A 16,445-nucleotide genomic window follows, 5' to 3' on the forward strand; every position below is an offset into this window, starting at 1 on the left:
ACAATCAGCCTTTGATCCCGTAATGCTCAAGCATCGCATCCAGCTGCGGCTCGCGTCCGCGGAAGCGTTTGAACAGCACCATTGGCTCTTCGGAACCACCGCGGGTCAGGATGTTATCGAGGAACGACTGGCCGGTTTCGCGGTTGAAGATCCCCTCCTCTTCGAAGCGAGAGAAGGCATCCGCCGCCAGCACGTCGGCCCACAGGTAGCTGTAGTAACCCGCCGCGTAACCGCCTGCAAAGATATGGCTGAACGCGTGCGGGAAGCGGCCCCAGGTTGGTCCTGGGATCACGGCGACCTGCTTTTTAATCTCGGCCAGGGTTTCAAGGATTTTTGCGCCCTGCTCCGGGCTGAACTCGGCGTGCAGGCGGAAATCGAACAGGCCGAACTCCAGCTGACGCAGGATGAACATCGCCGCCTGGTAGTTCTTGGCCGCCAGCATTTTATCCAGCAGCTCCTTCGGCAGCGGTTCGCCGGTCTCATAGTGGCCGGAGATGAACGCCAGCGCGTCCGGCTCCCAGCACCAGTTTTCCATAAACTGGCTCGGCAGCTCGACCGCATCCCACGGCACGCCGCTGATGCCTGCCACGCCTGCGGTTTCGATGCGGGTCAGCATATGGTGCAGACCGTGACCGAACTCGTGGAAGAGGGTGATCACTTCATCGTGAGTAAAGAGCGCAGGCTTGCCGCTCACCGGACGGTTGAAGTTACAGGTCAGGTAGGCGACCGGCTTCTGCAGAGTACCGTCGGCTTTACGCATCTGGCCCACGCAGTCGTCCATCCACGCCCCGCCGCGCTTGTTCTCACGCGCGTACAGGTCAAGGTAGAAGCTGCCGCGCAGTTCGTTTTTCTCGTCATAGAGTTCGAAGAAGCGCACGTCCGGATGCCAGACGTCGATATCGGTACGCTCTTTCGCGGTGATGCCATAGATGCGTTTCACCACTTCGAACAGGCCGTTAACGGCTTTGTTTTCCGGGAAGTACGGGCGCAGCTGCTCGTCGCTGATGCTGTAGAGGTGCTGTTTCTGTTTTTCGCTGTAGTAAGCGATGTCCCACGGCTGCAGCTCGTCCACGCCGAACTCCGCTTTCGCAAAGGCGCGCAGCTGGGCCAGCTCTTTCTCACCCTGCGGACGGGCGCGTTTCGCCAGATCGGTCAGGAAGTCGAGCACCTGCTGCGGATTTTCCGCCATTTTGGTGGCGAGGGATTTATCGGCGTAGTTCTCAAAGCCCAGCAGCTGGGCCAGCTCGTGACGCAGGGCGAGGATTTCCGCCATCACCGGGCTGTTGTCCCACTTACCAGCGTTCGGCCCCTGATCGGAGGCGCGGGTGCTGTAGGCGCGGTACATCTCTTCGCGAAGCGCCTGGTTGTCGCAGTAGGTCATCACCGGCAGATAGCTCGGGATATCCAGGGTTAACAGGAAGCCGTCCTGCTCTTTCGCCTCGGCCTGCGCTTTTGCCGCCGCCAGCGCGCTTTCCGGCATACCCGCCAGCTCCGCTTCGTTGGTAATCAGCTTCGTCCAGCCCATGGTGGCGTCGAGCACGTTGTTGCTGTACTGGTTGCCCAGCTCGGACAGGCGCGCGGCAATTTCACCGTAGCGAACCTGCATCTCTTTTGGCAGGCCAATCCCGGACAGCTCAAAATCACGCAGGGCGTTATCGACCGATTTTTTCTGCGCCGTGTTCAGCTCGGCATAATGGTCGCCGTCGCGCAGGTCGCGGTAGGCTTTGTAGAGCCCTTCGTGCTGGCCGACCCAGGTGCTGTACTCAGAGAGCAGCGGCAGGGTCTGTTCGTAGGCTTCGCGCAGTTCCGGGCTGTTTTTTACCGAGTTCAGGTGGCTCACCGGGGAGAAGATACGCCCAAGCACGTCGTCCACTTCGGAAAGCTTCTGACACAGATTTTCCCAGGTGTACGGCCCGCCCTGCGCGACCACGCTTTCTACCGCCGCGCGGCAGTTGTCCAGCGATTGCGTAACCGCTGGAACCACATGCTCGGGGAGGATTTTAGAAAACGGTGGCAACGAAAAAGGCGTCAGTAATGGATTGGTCATAAACGCTGTCCTGTTGAAATAGGTGAATGAAGCGCGCATCCGGCGCTGTGCATATTGTTCAGTAATGGGGTTAAGTGTAGAGGATTTCAATGCCAGACGTGGCGGAAAAGAGCCCGGTGGCGCTGCGCTTACCGGGCCTGCGGGTAATCTGTGCCGTTCTGCTGTAAACTGTGGCAAATCGTCAATTCAGCGGAATATCATTACCCATGCTCAGTTATCGCCACAGCTTCCACGCAGGCAACCACGCCGACGTCCTCAAACACACCGTTCAGAGCCTGATCATCGAATCGCTTAAAGAAAAGGATAAACCGTTCCTTTATCTGGACACCCACGCGGGCGCGGGCCGTTATCAGCTGAGCGGCGAGCATGCCGAGCGTACCGGTGAATATCTGGAAGGGATTGCGCGTATCTGGCAGCAGGACGATCTGCCTGCCGAGCTGGAGCCGTACATTGGCGTGGTGAATCACTTTAACCGCAACGGCCAGTTGCGCTACTACCCGGGCTCTCCGCTGATTGCCCGCCAGCTGCTGCGCGAGCAGGACAGCATTCAACTGACCGAACTGCACCCGAGCGACTTCCCGCTGCTGCGTTCCGAATTCCAGAAAGACAGCCGCGCCCGCGTGGACAAAGCCGACGGCTACCAGCAGCTGAAAGCCAAGCTGCCGCCGGTTTCCCGTCGCGGCCTGGTGCTGATCGACCCGCCGTACGAAATCAAAACCGACTATCAGGCGGTGGTGACCGGCATCAACGAGGGCTACAAACGCTTCGCCACCGGGACATACGCCCTGTGGTACCCGGTGGTGCTGCGCGCGCAAATCAAGCGCATGATCAAAGACCTGGAAGCGACCGGCATCCGCAAAATCCTGCAGATCGAGCTGGCGGTACGTCCGGACAGCGATCAGCGCGGCATGACTGCTTCCGGCATGATTGTGATCAACCCGCCGTGGAAGCTCGAAGCGCAGATGAACAACGTGCTGCCGTGGCTGCACAAAACGCTGGTGCCAGCGGGTACGGGCCATACCTCCGTCAGTTGGATCGTGCCGGAGTAATCACAGCCATCGGTGGAAACTATTGATTTCAGGTATACAATCGCGGCAATTCACGATTAAGGACAAAAGCTATGACTAAGCATTATGACTACATCGCCATCGGCGGCGGCAGCGGCGGCATCGCCTCGATCAACCGCGCGGCCATGTACGGCCAGAAGTGTGCGCTGATTGAAGCCAAAGCGCTGGGCGGCACCTGCGTGAACGTGGGTTGTGTACCGAAAAAAGTGATGTGGCATGCGGCGCAAATCCGCGAAGCTATCCATATGTACGGTCCGGACTACGGCTTTGACACCACCATCAATAACTTCGACTGGGACAAGCTGATCGCCAGCCGTACCGCCTACATCGACCGTATTCATACCTCCTACGACAACGTGCTGGGCAAAAATAACGTCGACGTTATCCACGGCTTCGCCCGCTTTGTGGACGCGAAAACGATCGAAGTGAACGGTGAGACGATCACCGCCGATCACATCCTGATCGCCACCGGCGGTCGTCCGAGCCACCCGAACATTCCGGGCGTGGAATACGGCATCGACTCCGACGGTTTCTTCGAACTGCCTGCCCTGCCTAAGCGCGTTGCCGTTGTTGGCGCGGGTTATATCGCGGTGGAGCTGGCCGGCGTGATTAACGGTCTGGGCGCTGAGGCGCACCTGTTCGTGCGAAAACACGCGCCGCTGCGCAGCTTTGACCCGCTGATTGTCGACACCCTGGTTGAAGTGATGAACACCGAAGGTCCAACCCTGCACACCAACGCCGTGCCAAAAGCGGTGGTGAAAAACGCGGACGGCAGCCTGACCCTGGAGCTGGAAGATGGCCGCAGCCAGACCGTCGATTGTCTGATCTGGGCGATTGGCCGTGAACCGGCGAACGATAACTTCAACCTGGCGGTAACGGGCGTAAAAACCAACGATAAGGGCTACATCGTCGTTGATAAGTTCCAGAACACCAGCGTACCGGGTATTTACGCGGTCGGCGATAACACCGGTGCCGTTGAGCTGACGCCGGTAGCCGTTGCGGCGGGCCGTCGTCTCTCCGAGCGCCTGTTTAACAACAAGCCGGACGAGCATCTGGATTACAGCAACATTCCAACCGTCGTCTTCAGCCACCCGCCAATCGGCACCGTTGGCCTAACCGAGCCGCAGGCGCGCGAGCAGTACGGTGACGACCAGGTGAAAGTGTATAAATCGGCGTTTACCGCGATGTATACCGCCGTCACCTCTCACCGTCAGCCGTGCCGCATGAAGCTGGTGTGTGTAGGCCCGGAAGAGAAGATTGTCGGTATCCACGGCATTGGCTTCGGCATGGATGAGATCCTGCAGGGCTTCGCCGTGGCGCTGAAGATGGGCGCAACGAAGAAAGATTTCGATAACACCGTGGCGATCCACCCGACGGCGGCGGAAGAGTTTGTGACAATGCGTTAATCCTGATGCCCCTCCCCGGAGGGGCATTTTTTTTAACATTCATAAATCGTTGCAAAACGAATGCTCCGAAAATCGTGATCCACCGCACATATCCCTCCCATCTACCGAAGCGAATGTCTACGCTTATAAGACGCCCGGAAAAACCTGTCTTTTGAACACACAACCGGAGGTCCTTATCACCATGTTCAACCAGAAACTACAGGCTACTGAGAACATCGAGTTCGAGATTGCAGAAGAGCTGCGCTACGAGACCGATCCCTGCGAGTTGAAACTGGATGAAATGATTGAGGCGGAGCCGGAACCCGAAATGATCGAGGGGCTACCCGCCTCCGACGCCCTGACGCCCGCCGATCGCTATCTTGAACTCTTCGAGCACGTGCAGTCGACGCGGCTGTTTGCGGACAGCAAAACCTTCCCCGACTGCGCCCCAAAGATGGATCCGCTGGATATCCTGATCCGCTATCGCAAGGTGAAACGCCATCGGGATTTCGACCTGCGCCAGTTTGTGGAGAACCACTTCTGGCTGCCGGAGACTTACAGCACGGAGTATGTTTCAAATCCCGGCCTGTCGCTCAAAGAGCACATTGACAGCCTGTGGCCGGTGCTGACGCGCGAACCGCAGGATCATATTCCCTGGTCGTCGCTGCTGGCGCTGCCGCAGGCGTATATCGTCCCCGGCGGGCGATTCAGCGAGACGTATTACTGGGATTCGTACTTCTCCATGCTGGGGCTGGCGGAGAGTGGCCGTAACGATCTGCTGAAGTGCATGGCGGATAACTTTGCGTGGCTGATTGAACGCTACGGCCATATCCCGAACGGTAACCGTACCTATTATCTCAGCCGCTCCCAGCCGCCCGTATTTGCCCTGATGGTGGAGCTGTTTGAGGAGGACGGGGTGCGCGGCGCGAAGCGTTATCTTGAACACCTGAAGATGGAGCACGCCTTCTGGATGGACGGTGCCGAGTCGCTGCTGCTTAACCAGGCTTACCGCAGCGCGGTGCGTATGCCGGATGGCTCACTGCTTAACCGTTACTGGGATGACCGCGACACGCCGCGCGACGAATCGTGGATCGAGGACGTGGAGACGGCGCGCCACTCTGGCCGTCCGCCGAATGAGGTTTACCGCGATTTACGCGCCGGGGCGGCGTCTGGCTGGGATTACTCCTCGCGCTGGCTTCGTGAGCCGGGTCGACTTGCCAGCATCCGCACCACGCAGTTTATCCCTATCGATTTGAACGCCTTCCTGTTCAAACTGGAAAGCGCGATCGCCAATATCTCGGCGTCGAAAGGGGACAAAGAGACGGCCGATCTGTTCCGCCAGAAAGCCAGCGATCGCCGTGCGGCGGTTAACCGCTATTTATGGGATGACGAGAACGGCTGTTATCGGGATTACGACTGGCGACGCGAAGAGCTGGCGCTGTTTTCTGCCGCCAGCATTGTGCCGCTGTATGTCGGCATGGCGACCCACGAGCAGGCCGAGCGCCTGTCTGATGCGGTCAAGGCGCGACTTCTCACGCCGGGCGGGATTCTGGCGACCGAGTACGAAACCGGCGAGCAGTGGGATAAACCCAACGGCTGGGCGCCGCTGCAGTGGATGGCGATTCAGGGGTTCAAGCAGTACGGCAACGACTCGCTGGGAGATGAAATCGCCTGGAGCTGGCTGCATACGGTGAACCATTTTTATCAGACGCACCATAAGCTGATTGAGAAGTACCACATCGCCAGCAGCACGCCGCGTGAAGGGGGCGGGGGTGAGTACCCGCTCCAGGACGGCTTCGGCTGGACGAACGGCGTTGTGCGGCGGCTGATTGGGCTGTATGGGGAGCCTTAAGCAGGGTGCGGTCTGGTGCCCTCACCCCGGCCCTCTCCCACAGGGAGAGGGAGAACAACCTAGCGGATCACCTCATAAATGGCGCTCTGAATGGACTGCCATTTTTTCGTGGTGGCATCTGGCTGTGACTTCGCACGGCGTGTAGCCATGTCGAGATCGTGCTGCTGGCGTTTCACCACGGCAGGCACGGTGCAGAACGCTTTAAGATACTCTTTACGTACCGAGGTCAGAGACTCGCCGTTCGACATCGCGTGGCTGAGCGTGTTGATGAAGCGGCGGCACGGCTTCTCCTCCACCATGTTTTGCCGGTAGCGTAACATCAGCTCCAGCACGTCATCATAGCCTGCCGACATCGCCTCTTCGGTCCAGGACAGCTTCCAGTCCATACCGCCCTGCAAAAAAAGCTGGGTCACGCGGGTGTCGTTGCGGTTAATGGCCGAGCGGAAATTATTCTCGTCCCAGGTCACCCCCATGCGCGTGAGCGTTTCGCGCGAAGAAGGCGTCTCACGCATATCCTGTGGAGGTGCCGCTTCAGCAGTGCTGACGGACGCAGGCTGCGGTTTGCCGCTGGTCACAAGCCAGAATCCCCCGGCAATAATCGCGATAACCATGACGCCAACCGCGCCCCACAGCACGCCGGAAATGAGCTGCTCGCGCTGTTCAGGCGTTCGCGGCGCGCGCTGGGTCGGCTTTTCAATGGTGTCACGGACTTCAAACAGATCCCCACCGGTGACCCGATCCATTTTCTGCGCCTTTTCCCAGAATGCATGCAGTTCGCTGGCATCTACCGCCATGAATCCCGCGGGATTGACGCGCGTTCTCCCCTCTTCAAACGCGCGTTGAACGGGTCGTGCGATCTGCGCGTAATAGTTATCCAGCAGCTGAATTTGCGCCGAGCTCAACGTTTTCTGTACGGTGATGCTGTTGCGAATTTGCCGAATGTCGTCGAGAAAAGTTTGCAGCGTTTTACGCGGTTCAACCAGCAGCGTCAGCATGGACGGGTCGCTGAACAGCGAAGCGTAATAGCGGCTGAACTCTTTTTTATCCACCAGCATTTGCGCCAGCTCGCTGAACATCATGCCGCTCAGGACATCGTTGATCTCGCCCAGCTTCAGCCAGCGCCGAACGCGATCGGCGTTAAACAGGGTCTTCAGATGATTGTTCAGCCGTACCTGATCGGGCCAGGCCTGCCGAATGAGCCCTTTAATCATCAGCTCAATCGCCCGCACCTGCTTGTGCGCCTGCTGCTGCTGGAGTTCGCTGCCCGGTGCCAGCTCCGTGCTGTAGGTCAACAGCGGCTGCTGCAGGCGAAGGTGCTCCAGCGCGGTGACAAACCGCATCGCCGCAATCAGCTGGTTTTCACTCACATCCTGTCCACTTTCATACTGCGGAACGCGCTGCTGCAGCAGGCGCAGCTGGAGCGTAAATTCCGACATCTCGGCATCATTCAGGTTGAGTTTTTTCGCCACAGCTCCCCAGCCGCCCTGGGCTAATCGGGCGCTGTCCAGTTGTTCCAGAAACCAGCGTGGATCTTTGCCCTCAGAAGCATGTACATTCAGAAGTAGCAAAATTTCCACCGACGCATGGCGAATGACCGCCAGGCAGTGTTCGAACTGTTCGCGAATATGATGTGATGTGCTGAGACTCATTGTTTTCCTTAAGCGACAACGAAGACATCCGGAATGGGCACGTGACGGCCTTTTTTCTTTTTATTTATACGCGGTTAACCATACCTGACTTTATGTTGAAATAAAGTGACAACCCTAAAATCATTTAAAAAGTGTCAGGAGGATCTGAATGCCCGTTTTAATTACCCCTCGCCTGAACTGCTCACCTTTGCAGGAAGAAGACTGGCCCTTTTTTCTGGCGCTACAGCAGCATCCCGACGTCATGCGCTTTGTGGCGGAAGACCGTCCCGTCGCCGTCATTCGCGAGGCGTTCGATGCCCGTCTGACGCCCTGGACGCCAGGCAGCGCGCACTGGCTGTGCCTTGTCGTGCGTGACGCTGCCTCCCGGGCACCGCTGGGCGTCACGGGATATGTTCATCGGGAGGCGGATTGCGCAGAAGCGGGTTTCCTTTTCGCCCCCGCGGCGCAGGGAAAAGGCTACGGCTTCGAATCCCTGCAGGCGCTTTGCCGCTATGCCTTTGAAGAAGGCGGTATACGTCGACTTACCGCCACCGTCACGGCGGGCAATATCGCCTCACGACGCCTGCTGGAAAAAGCCCGCTTTCGCCTGGAGGGCGAATTACGCGAGAGCTATTTCCTGGCGGGGCGCTGGCAAAATGACTGGTTATTTGGTTTATTGCAGCAGGAATACCTGAATAATAATTCCTGATCAACAGCCATTTGGCGGATATTTCTCGTGCGTCGTTTCCTCTACAGTGTCGCCATTAAGAGGAAACGAATATGAAAGAGCATGCGCTAAAAATATCTTCTGCCGCCATCGCGTTAATAAAAAAACATCAGGGTCTTTCTCTGGAAAAATATCGCGACGAAAACGGATTATGGGTTATCGGCTATGGCCACGTTATCCGTGACCAGGAACATTTTCACGGTCCTGTCACGCCGCTGGAGGCTGACTATTTGCTGCATGAAGATATACGACTGTGCGAGACGCTGCTGCGGGAAAATATGACACGTCCATTAACCCAACAGCAGCATGATGCGCTGGTCATGATGATATTCAGTTTCGGAGAGATAACGTCGCTGCCCAACGCGCTTATTCAGGCTGTCGCCCGGGTATAGTACATGGCCGCCTGCGTTCTGTTTTTGACATCCAGCCGACGGAAAAGCGCTTCCAGATGGGCTTTTACCGTTGCCGCGCTGATATTCAGGCTGCGGCTAATTTCCTTATTTGACTCCCCGGCAGCCAGGCGTTTCAGCACTTCACGCTGACGCTCGCTTAGCGTTAATAATGCCTCCTGCGAAGCGTGCTGACTGAGCCACTCACCGGGAAAACAGATCATCCCTCTGGAGACGGAATCCAGCACGGCGGCGAATCGCTCCGGGCTCGCATTGCGGGGAACAATCGCCATCACGTTTCGCTGCTTCACCTGTTCGATCCATCGGCTCTCTTTCTTCGCCAGAACCATCACCACGCGGATCGCCGGGAAGCGATGGATGATTTCTTCAAGGAAAGCGATGCCCTCATTCTGAATGACATGCCCGTCAATCATCACGATAGCGGCGGGTGACGCGGACAACTGCGCCCATAATTCATCTGCCTGAAGGGTTCCCGTCATATCTATTTCTGGAATTAACTTTTGCAGACTCTGTATCGCTCCGTGAATGAATATCGACTGCCTGTCAAACATGATTACTCGCATCGTTTTTCTCCCTCTGAGAATAGCGAAGGGGGATTCTACAGAGGCATTATTTGAGAAAAAACTCAATGAAGGTAGAGGTTACAAATCCACCCGCTTTCTTTATATCTATCCTTATCTGGACATATTTGTTTTAAGGATTTCCTTAAGAGGTTCCCTCCCCTTAAGCGTGCATTTTAGAGAAACATTCCGCCCGAAACTTCAATACGCTGCGCGTTCATCCAGCCCAGCTTGTCGCTAAGCAGGGCGGCAATGGCATCGCCAATGTCGTCCGGCAGGCCCACGCGACCCAGCGCCGTCTGCGACGCCAGCAGTTGATTAAGCTCGGCGTTGTCACGCACGCGTCCGCCGCCAAAGTCGGTTTCAATCGCGCCAGGGGCGATAATGTTCACGGCGATCCCGCGTGCGCCCAGCTCTTTCGCCTGATAACGGGTCAGCACTTCCATCGCCCCTTTCATTGCCGCATAGGTACCCGAGCCCGGCTGGGTAAAACGGGCCAGCCCGCTGGAGACGTTCAGAATGCGCCCACCATCCTTTATCAGAGGCAGCAGGGTCTGAGTCAGGAAGAACGGTCCTTTAAAGTGGATGTTCATTGCGTCGTCAAACTGGGCTTCCGTCGTCTGGGTATAGGGTGCATATAAACCCGTGCCCGCGTTGTTCAATAAATAATCAAAGGTGTCACGCTGCCAGACCGTGTTCAGGCTTTTCTGCACGTTTTTAGCAAAGTCACCGAAAGTGGAGATTTTGCCGACGTTAAGCTGTAATGCCACCGCCTTAACCCCTTTTTGTTGAATTTCACGCACGACGTCCTGCGCTTCCCGCTCGCTGCTGTTATAAGTCAGGACGATCCCCGTCCCTTCTGCCGCCAGCTTCAAAACCGCGTTTTTACCCAGGCCACGGCTACCACCTGTCACTAATGCAATACGTTCACTCATGGGAAACCTCGTTTCGGCTGTTATGAAGATTGAGAAAGAGCTTATTAGGTGATAGAAAATCAATAAAGACTGTGAAAAACGCTTCACTGTTTCATTAAGAACAACAATGAGCGCCGCCTATGGATAAAATTCACGCAATGCAATTGTTCATCCGTGTCGCAGAACTGGAGAGTTTTTCCCGCGCGGCGGAGACGCTGAGCCTGCCAAAGGGCAGCGTTTCGCGGCAAATCCAGGCGCTGGAAAACCAGCTGGGCACCCAGCTATTGCACCGTACCACCCGTCGCGTCAGCCTGACGCAGGATGGGATGGTCTATTACGAACGCACAAAAGATCTGCTGGCAAACCTCGACGAACTGGACAGCATGTTCCTTCATGACCCTTCCAGCATCAGCGGACGGTTGCGTGTCGATATGCCCGTCAGCGTTGCACGAAATTTAGTCATCCCCAAACTGCCCGCCTTTCTGCAACAGTATCCCGGTATCGAACTGGAACTCAGCAGCAGCGACCGTCTGGTGGACGTCATTCGCGAGGGGTTTGACTGCGTGGTGCGCGTGGGCACGCTGAAGGATTCAGGGCTGATAGCCCGTCCGCTGGGCAAGCTGTCCGTCATCAACTGCGCCAGTCCGGCGTATCTGACGCGCTTCGGCTATCCTGAGACGCTGGAGGATCTGGCTTCACATGCGGTGATCCACTACGCCGCCACGCTGGGCACGCGCCCGCAGGGCTTCGAGTTTTATAACGGCAGCACGACGCAGTGGGTCAAGACGGGCGGTGTATTAACGGTCAACAGCACGGAGACCTACCAGGCTGCCTGCCTTGCGGGGTTAGGCATTATTCAGGTTCCGCGAGTCGGGGTACGTGATTTACTGCGCGCGAAGAAACTGGTTGAGATCCTCCCGCAGTACCGGGCGGAACCGATGCCCGTTTCGCTGATTTATCCTCACCGCCGTAACCTCTCCCGCCGGGTACATCTGTTTATGGAGTGGCTAACTGAACTCACGAAAGCTTACGTGGACTAGTCGCAGGCTATAATTCAAAAACACATCCAGCTCAACGAAAAGGAAAATGCGCGTGACGCCGGAAAACAATCCGCAACGACCGACTCAACATTTAGAGTATGAACCCATCAAAAAGATGGAAACCGAGCCTGAAGCGCCCGCAACGCCTGGGACAGCCAGCAAAGCGCTGGGTACGGTGACCAGCATGGCAGAAAAGATCCAGCAGCTTCCCATGATTGCGCACCTGATACGCGCCGCGGAACGGTTTAACGACCGCATGGGGAATCAGTTTGGGGCAGCTATTACCTACTTCTCTTTTTTGTCGATGATCCCGATCCTGATGGTGTCGTTTGCTGCCGCCGGTTTTGTGCTCGCCTCGCACCCGACGCTGCTGCAGGACATATTCAATAAGATCCTGAATAACGTCAGTGACCCAACCCTTGCCAGCACGCTCAAAAGCACCATCAATACCGCCGTTCAGCAGCGTACTACCGTCGGTATCGTCGGCCTGCTGATTGCCCTTTACTCCGGCGTTAACTGGATGGGCAACCTGCGCGAGGCCATTCGCGCCCAGTCGCGCGACGTGTGGGAGCGCACGCCGCAGGATCAGGAGAAGATATGGGTTAAGTATTTTCGTGATTTTGTATCGCTGATTGGTCTGCTCGTGGCGCTGATCGTGACGCTCTCCATTACCTCCGTGGCGGGCTCGGCGCAGCAGATGATCATCTCCGCGCTCTATCTTGATTACATTGAATGGCTGAAGCCCGCATGGCGCAGCATTGGGCTGGCGATTTCTATCTTCGCCAACTACCTGCTGTTCTTCTGGATCTTCTGGCGCCTGCCGCGACATCGTCCGCGTAAGAAAGCGCTCATTCGCGGGACGCTCATTGCGGCGATCGGCTTTGAGGCGATCAAAATCGTAATGACCTACACGCTGCCGTCGCTGGTGAAATCCCCGTCCGGCGCGGCGTTTGGCTCCGTACTGGGGCTGATGGCGTTCTTCTACTTCTTCGCTCGCCTGACGTTGTTCTGCGCGGCGTGGATCGCCACTGCCGAGTATAAAGATGACCCGCGCATGCCGGGAAAAACCCACCGCTAAGCCCCCGGTCGGGCTGATATTTCAGCTCGACCAATCATTTCAGCATATAAATCCAGTCCGTAACTTTTATTTAACCGAAAACCAGTTTTAATCACTAATATTTGAAAAGTGTGAAGCATTTCATGGAAGGTATTTCGCTGGTCTGAAAATTATCCGCTTTTTGTTGCTTTTATCACCGCATCGCGACTTTGTTACAGATTGAAATGTCGCTTTTGCTATGCGTAATATGGCCTTTCGTTCGTCCAAAAATAAGAAAATATTATGCAAGCAACAGCCACAACACTTAACGAAGGGGCGGAAAACGTTCCGGTCAACTCGCGTAACAAAGTTGTCGTCGCATCGCTGATTGGCACCGCCATTGAGTTCTTCGACTTTTATATTTATGCCACCGCAGCGGTTATCGTCTTCCCGCATATTTTCTTCCCGCAGGGCGACCCGACGGCGGCAACGCTACAGTCTCTGGCAACCTTTGCTATCGCCTTCGTGGCGCGTCCAATTGGTTCAGCGCTCTTTGGCCACTTTGGCGATCGCGTTGGCCGCAAAGTGACGCTTGTGGCGTCGCTGCTGACGATGGGGATCTCCACCGTGGCCATCGGTCTGCTGCCAACCTATGAAACCATCGGCATTCTGGCACCGGTTCTGCTGGCGCTGGCGCGTTTTGGTCAGGGTCTGGGCCTGGGCGGTGAATGGGGAGGCGCGGCGCTGCTGGCCACCGAGAACGCCCCGGCGCGCAAGCGTGCGCTGTATGGTTCATTTCCGCAGCTGGGCGCACCGATTGGCTTCTTCTTCGCGAACGGCACCTTCCTGCTGCTCTCCTGGCTGCTGACGGATGAACAGTTCATGAGCTGGGGCTGGCGTATTCCGTTTGTCTTCTCTGCCGTACTGGTGCTGATTGGTCTGTATGTGCGCGTCTCTCTGCACGAAACGCCGGTCTTTGCCAAAGTCGCGGCAGCGAAAAAACAGGTAAAAGTACCGCTGGGAACGCTGCTGACCAAACACGTCCGCGTGACCGTGCTGGGCACCTTTATCATGCTGGCGACGTATACGCTGTTCTACATTATGACCGTCTACTCAATGACGTACAGCACCGCCGCCGCGCCGGTGGGTCTGGGTCTGCCGCGTAACGAAGTGCTGTGGATGCTGATGATGGCGGTGATTGGCTTTGGCGTGATGGTGCCGATTGCGGGTCTGCTGGCGGATAAGTTTGGTCGCCGCTCAAGCATGATTGCGATCACCACGCTGATTATTCTGTTCGCGCTGTTCGTCTTCCCGCCACTGCTGGGTTCCGGTAGCCCTGCGCTGGTGATGGCGTATCTGCTGGTTGGCCTGAGCCTGATGGGCCTGACCTTCGGCCCGATGGGTGCGCTGCTGCCGGAGCTGTTCCCGACGGAAGTGCGTTATACGGGCGCGTCGTTCTCCTACAACGTTGCCTCTATTCTGGGCGCGTCCGTTGCGCCGTATATCGCTACCTGGCTGCAGGCGAACTATGGTCTGTTCTACGTGGGCGTCTATCTGGCGGCCATGGCGGCGCTGACGCTGATTGCACTGCTGCTGACGCACGAGACTAAGCATCAGGCTCTGTAATTCACTGCGGCCTGATGCCCTCACCCCGGCCCTCTCCCACAGGGAGAGGGAGAAAGGGAGCTACTTCTTCATCTGCGACAAAATGTTCCGGCACTGATTGGCATCCCCTTCTGATGGCGAAATCAGCGCCAGCAGCGCCGCTGCGGGCGTCACCAGCGTGGCAAGCGCTGCCGCTACCGCACCGCGCGCAATCAGCGGCCCGGGCTTCACGCCTGCCTGCGGGTTTTTGAAGGTGCCGCGAACGTAGAGCGGCGAGCGCAGGGTAATGATACGAATCCCCTTACTTTCCGGGTCGATGGTGAGATCAAGTTGCTCAGAGGCCATACTGGCCGTCCCGGTCACGTTGATCACCGCGTTCTCCGTATCGAAGGCGAAAATCTGCGGGCGCGCCACGCCGTTGACCAGATCCACGTTTGCCGCCGCGCAGTTCACGCGGACTTCATCGTCGCCGAAAATCTGGCCGATGATAAAGTTACCGACGTTCAGCCCCAGAATTTCCATCAGGTTGCGGCTCACCAGCCCGTCGTTCATCAGCAGCTTCAGGTTACCATTACCGCTGCCCAGCAGCGCCGCCACGGAGTTGCCCACGCCGCGAATGTCGGCATCGCCGTTCATCTCGCCGAGAGTTTTCTGCATCAGTTCGACGTCAGGCATCAGTTCTTTTAGCTTAAGCCTGCGCGCCTGAATCTCTGCCCGTCCCTGCATCGGCTTTTTGTCGCCTTCCAGATGAATGTTCGAGGAAATCGTTCCGCCCGCCATGCCAAACTTCAGCGGCTGCAGGCGCAGATCGGCGTTTTTCAGGATGATATGCGTCGAGAGATCGCTCAACGGCAGCGTGCTGCCATGCTCAATTTTGCGCCCTTTGAAGCGGACGTCCGCATCCATCACGTCCCACTTATCGGTCTCAAAGCGATCGTAAGGCAGCACTTTTCCCGCAGGCTGGATGTCCTTTTTCACCTCTTTGGATTTGGTGCCTTTGCCGGAATCCACGCCGATCAGCGGGCCGAGATCGGCCAGGCGCAGCTGGCGGGACTCGACGTCACCTTCCAGTTTCGGACGCGGTTTGCCAGTGGTGTAGGTCAGCGAGCCGTGAATATCGCTATCGCCAATACGGCCGTTGAAATCCCTGTATTCAAAGACCGACGCTTTCCCGGTGTCGATTTTTGCCACCAGGTGCCCGTCCGTTTCAAACGGTGGGGTATCCGGCAGCAGCACGCCGGTCAGTTCATACAGCTCACCCAGCGAATCACCGGCAAACTTCAGCTGCAGGTCAACGCCGCCCATGTTCATCGGGTCGTTAACCGTGCCCACAAACGCCACGCGGGTGTTGCCGGAACGGAAATCCGCCTGCACCGGGAACGGCGTACCCTCGCTCCTGAGCGCCAGCATGCCGCCAATTTTCCCTTTCCCGGTCAGCGGCTGGTCGTTGTAGCGCCCTTTTGCCGTCAGACCGAAAACGTAATCGCCCGCTTTGGCGCTGTCGCCTTTGGCCTTGCTGCCCGTGACTTCGCTAAACGGCAGCGGCTTGCCGAGCGGATCGACCAGGATCTCCACGTCGGCTTTGCTGACCTTATCGTCAATGGCGATCCGCCCGCGATCGAAAAGAATGTTATCGAGGCGGAACGACCACGAAGAGGGCTGCGCATTGGGATCTTTCTCGCCGTCGCTGGCAAGGTTAAACGTCCAGTTGTTGTTCTTTTCAGAAAGGCGGATCAGGCGTGCGTCGGGCTGCTGGAGTTTGATCCACGGCAGGTAAACCGTTTTGGTCAGCAGCGCGAGCGGTGCCAGCGTGGCTTCAACGCGCGGCAGGTGCACCATTGTCACGTCAGGAATGTCCGGCGGGTTGCCAAGAATAATGTCATCGGCATGAACGTGCGGCCAGGGGACCCAGCTTCGCCAGCCGGTCTCCTCTTTCTGCCGTTCCCACACCACCCCCAGATCGCCGCGTATGGCAAAGGGTCGGTTCAGCTCAGTTGAGACTTTCTGGTTGATGGTCGGCTTAAGACGGTTCCAGTCGAATGTCGCAATAATGATGATGGCGACCACGATCAACAACAAGAAAATCCCTGAGATCCAGGCGATAACCCTGGCTGTCTTTGTCATTTTTGTCCCCTTTCCTGATGACCTGTCCTGTAAAACTATAGTCCAGACAA

At 57.1% G+C, this 16,445-nt stretch carries 13 protein-coding genes; 8 read left to right on the top strand and 5 right to left on the bottom strand.

Translation table 11 applies throughout. From position 1 onward, the window contains the following. Positions 1-4: 4 nt before the first annotated feature. Positions 5-2,047, bottom strand: coding sequence for an oligopeptidase A (prlC, locus tag KK102_RS20200; RefSeq protein WP_216358304.1), 2,043 nt, complete (start codon positions 2,045-2,047; stop codon positions 5-7). 206 nt (positions 2,048-2,253) lie between these two features. On the opposite strand from prlC, the gene KK102_RS20205 reads away from it, so the two are divergent. From KK102_RS20205 to KK102_RS20215, 3 genes are all read left to right on the top strand, one after another. Then, positions 2,254-3,096, top strand: coding sequence for a 23S rRNA (adenine(2030)-N(6))-methyltransferase RlmJ (locus tag KK102_RS20205; protein ID WP_216358305.1), 843 nt, complete (start codon positions 2,254-2,256; stop codon positions 3,094-3,096). Positions 3,097-3,167: 71 nt separating this feature from the next. Continuing rightward, positions 3,168-4,520 (top strand): glutathione-disulfide reductase, encoded by a 1,353-nt coding sequence (gorA, locus tag KK102_RS20210; RefSeq protein WP_126545922.1) that lies wholly within the window; start codon positions 3,168-3,170, stop codon positions 4,518-4,520. A gap of 181 nt (positions 4,521-4,701) precedes the next feature. Further along, positions 4,702-6,351 carry an alpha,alpha-trehalase gene (locus tag KK102_RS20215; RefSeq protein WP_126545923.1) on the top strand — a complete coding sequence of 550 codons (1,650 nt, stop codon included), beginning with the start codon at positions 4,702-4,704 and terminating at the stop codon, positions 6,349-6,351. A 59-nt stretch (positions 6,352-6,410) separates the two neighbouring features. Here KK102_RS20215 and KK102_RS20220 read toward each other — a convergent pair whose 3' ends face one another. Then, positions 6,411-8,000, bottom strand: a complete 1,590-nt coding sequence (locus KK102_RS20220) for an STY4199 family HEPN domain-containing protein (protein ID WP_216358306.1) — start codon at positions 7,998-8,000, stop codon at positions 6,411-6,413. A gap of 148 nt (positions 8,001-8,148) precedes the next feature. Here KK102_RS20220 and KK102_RS20225 point away from each other — a divergent pair, with 148 nt between their 5' ends. Together KK102_RS20225 and KK102_RS20230 are read left to right on the top strand one after the other, a co-directional pair. Further along, a complete protein-coding gene (locus tag KK102_RS20225) occupies positions 8,149-8,688 on the top strand; it encodes a GNAT family N-acetyltransferase (protein WP_126545925.1) in 540 nt (179 codons plus the stop codon). 71 nt (positions 8,689-8,759) lie between these two features. Next, positions 8,760-9,098 (top strand): lysozyme, encoded by a 339-nt coding sequence (locus KK102_RS20230; RefSeq protein ID WP_216358307.1) that lies wholly within the window; start codon positions 8,760-8,762, stop codon positions 9,096-9,098. On the opposite strand, the gene KK102_RS20235 is transcribed toward KK102_RS20230, so the two are convergent. Next, positions 9,077-9,679, bottom strand: a complete 603-nt coding sequence (locus KK102_RS20235) for a helix-turn-helix transcriptional regulator (protein WP_126545927.1) — start codon at positions 9,677-9,679, stop codon at positions 9,077-9,079. The two genes, KK102_RS20230 and KK102_RS20235, sit on opposite strands and share 22 nt — an antisense overlap. A 173-nt stretch (positions 9,680-9,852) precedes the next feature. Beyond that, entirely contained in the window at positions 9,853-10,611 is a 759-nt protein-coding gene (locus tag KK102_RS20240; protein ID WP_216358308.1) for an SDR family NAD(P)-dependent oxidoreductase, read from the bottom strand. A gap of 119 nt (positions 10,612-10,730) precedes the next feature. Between KK102_RS20240 and KK102_RS20245 the strand changes: the two genes are divergently transcribed. The 3 genes from KK102_RS20245 to KK102_RS20255 all read left to right on the top strand — a co-directional run bounded on the left by KK102_RS20245 (position 10,731) and on the right by KK102_RS20255 (position 14,292). Then, entirely contained in the window at positions 10,731-11,630 is a 900-nt protein-coding gene (locus KK102_RS20245; protein WP_108417656.1) for a LysR family transcriptional regulator, read from the top strand. Between the two features lie 52 nt (positions 11,631-11,682). Next, a complete protein-coding gene (gene yhjD, locus KK102_RS20250) occupies positions 11,683-12,708 on the top strand; it encodes an inner membrane protein YhjD (RefSeq protein ID WP_126545930.1) in 1,026 nt (341 codons plus the stop codon). A gap of 261 nt (positions 12,709-12,969) precedes the next feature. Then, a complete protein-coding gene (locus KK102_RS20255) occupies positions 12,970-14,292 on the top strand; it encodes an MFS transporter (protein ID WP_126545931.1) in 1,323 nt (440 codons plus the stop codon). 60 nt (positions 14,293-14,352) lie between these two features. Here the strand turns inward: KK102_RS20255 and KK102_RS20260 are convergent, their stop codons facing one another. After that, positions 14,353-16,395: an AsmA family protein gene (locus KK102_RS20260; RefSeq protein WP_216358309.1), complete on the bottom strand. Its 2,043-nt coding sequence runs from the start codon at positions 16,393-16,395 to the stop codon at positions 14,353-14,355. Positions 16,396-16,445 lie beyond the last annotated feature (50 nt).

Origin of the sequence: Enterobacter quasimori (genome assembly GCF_018597345.1) — a bacterium.
GTDB classification, from domain to species: domain Bacteria; phylum Pseudomonadota; class Gammaproteobacteria; order Enterobacterales; family Enterobacteriaceae; genus Enterobacter; species Enterobacter mori.

Excerpts from the sequence above, each read along its gene's own strand:
- prlC (WP_216358304.1), bottom strand. The coding sequence starts at position 2,047 with ATGACCAATCCATTACTGACGCCTTTTTCGTTGCCACCGTTTTCTAAA.
- KK102_RS20205 (WP_216358305.1), top strand. The coding sequence starts at position 2,254 with ATGCTCAGTTATCGCCACAGCTTCCACGCAGGCAACCACGCCGACGTC.
- gorA (WP_126545922.1), top strand. The coding sequence starts at position 3,168 with ATGACTAAGCATTATGACTACATCGCCATCGGCGGCGGCAGCGGCGGC.
- KK102_RS20215 (WP_126545923.1), top strand. The coding sequence starts at position 4,702 with ATGTTCAACCAGAAACTACAGGCTACTGAGAACATCGAGTTCGAGATT.
- KK102_RS20220 (WP_216358306.1), bottom strand. The coding sequence starts at position 8,000 with ATGAGTCTCAGCACATCACATCATATTCGCGAACAGTTCGAACACTGC.
- KK102_RS20225 (WP_126545925.1), top strand. The coding sequence starts at position 8,149 with ATGCCCGTTTTAATTACCCCTCGCCTGAACTGCTCACCTTTGCAGGAA.
- KK102_RS20230 (WP_216358307.1), top strand. The coding sequence starts at position 8,760 with ATGAAAGAGCATGCGCTAAAAATATCTTCTGCCGCCATCGCGTTAATA.
- KK102_RS20235 (WP_126545927.1), bottom strand. The coding sequence starts at position 9,679 with ATGCGAGTAATCATGTTTGACAGGCAGTCGATATTCATTCACGGAGCG.
- KK102_RS20240 (WP_216358308.1), bottom strand. The coding sequence starts at position 10,611 with ATGAGTGAACGTATTGCATTAGTGACAGGTGGTAGCCGTGGCCTGGGT.
- KK102_RS20245 (WP_108417656.1), top strand. The coding sequence starts at position 10,731 with ATGGATAAAATTCACGCAATGCAATTGTTCATCCGTGTCGCAGAACTG.
- KK102_RS20255 (WP_126545931.1), top strand. The coding sequence starts at position 12,970 with ATGCAAGCAACAGCCACAACACTTAACGAAGGGGCGGAAAACGTTCCG.
- KK102_RS20260 (WP_216358309.1), bottom strand. The coding sequence starts at position 16,395 with ATGACAAAGACAGCCAGGGTTATCGCCTGGATCTCAGGGATTTTCTTG.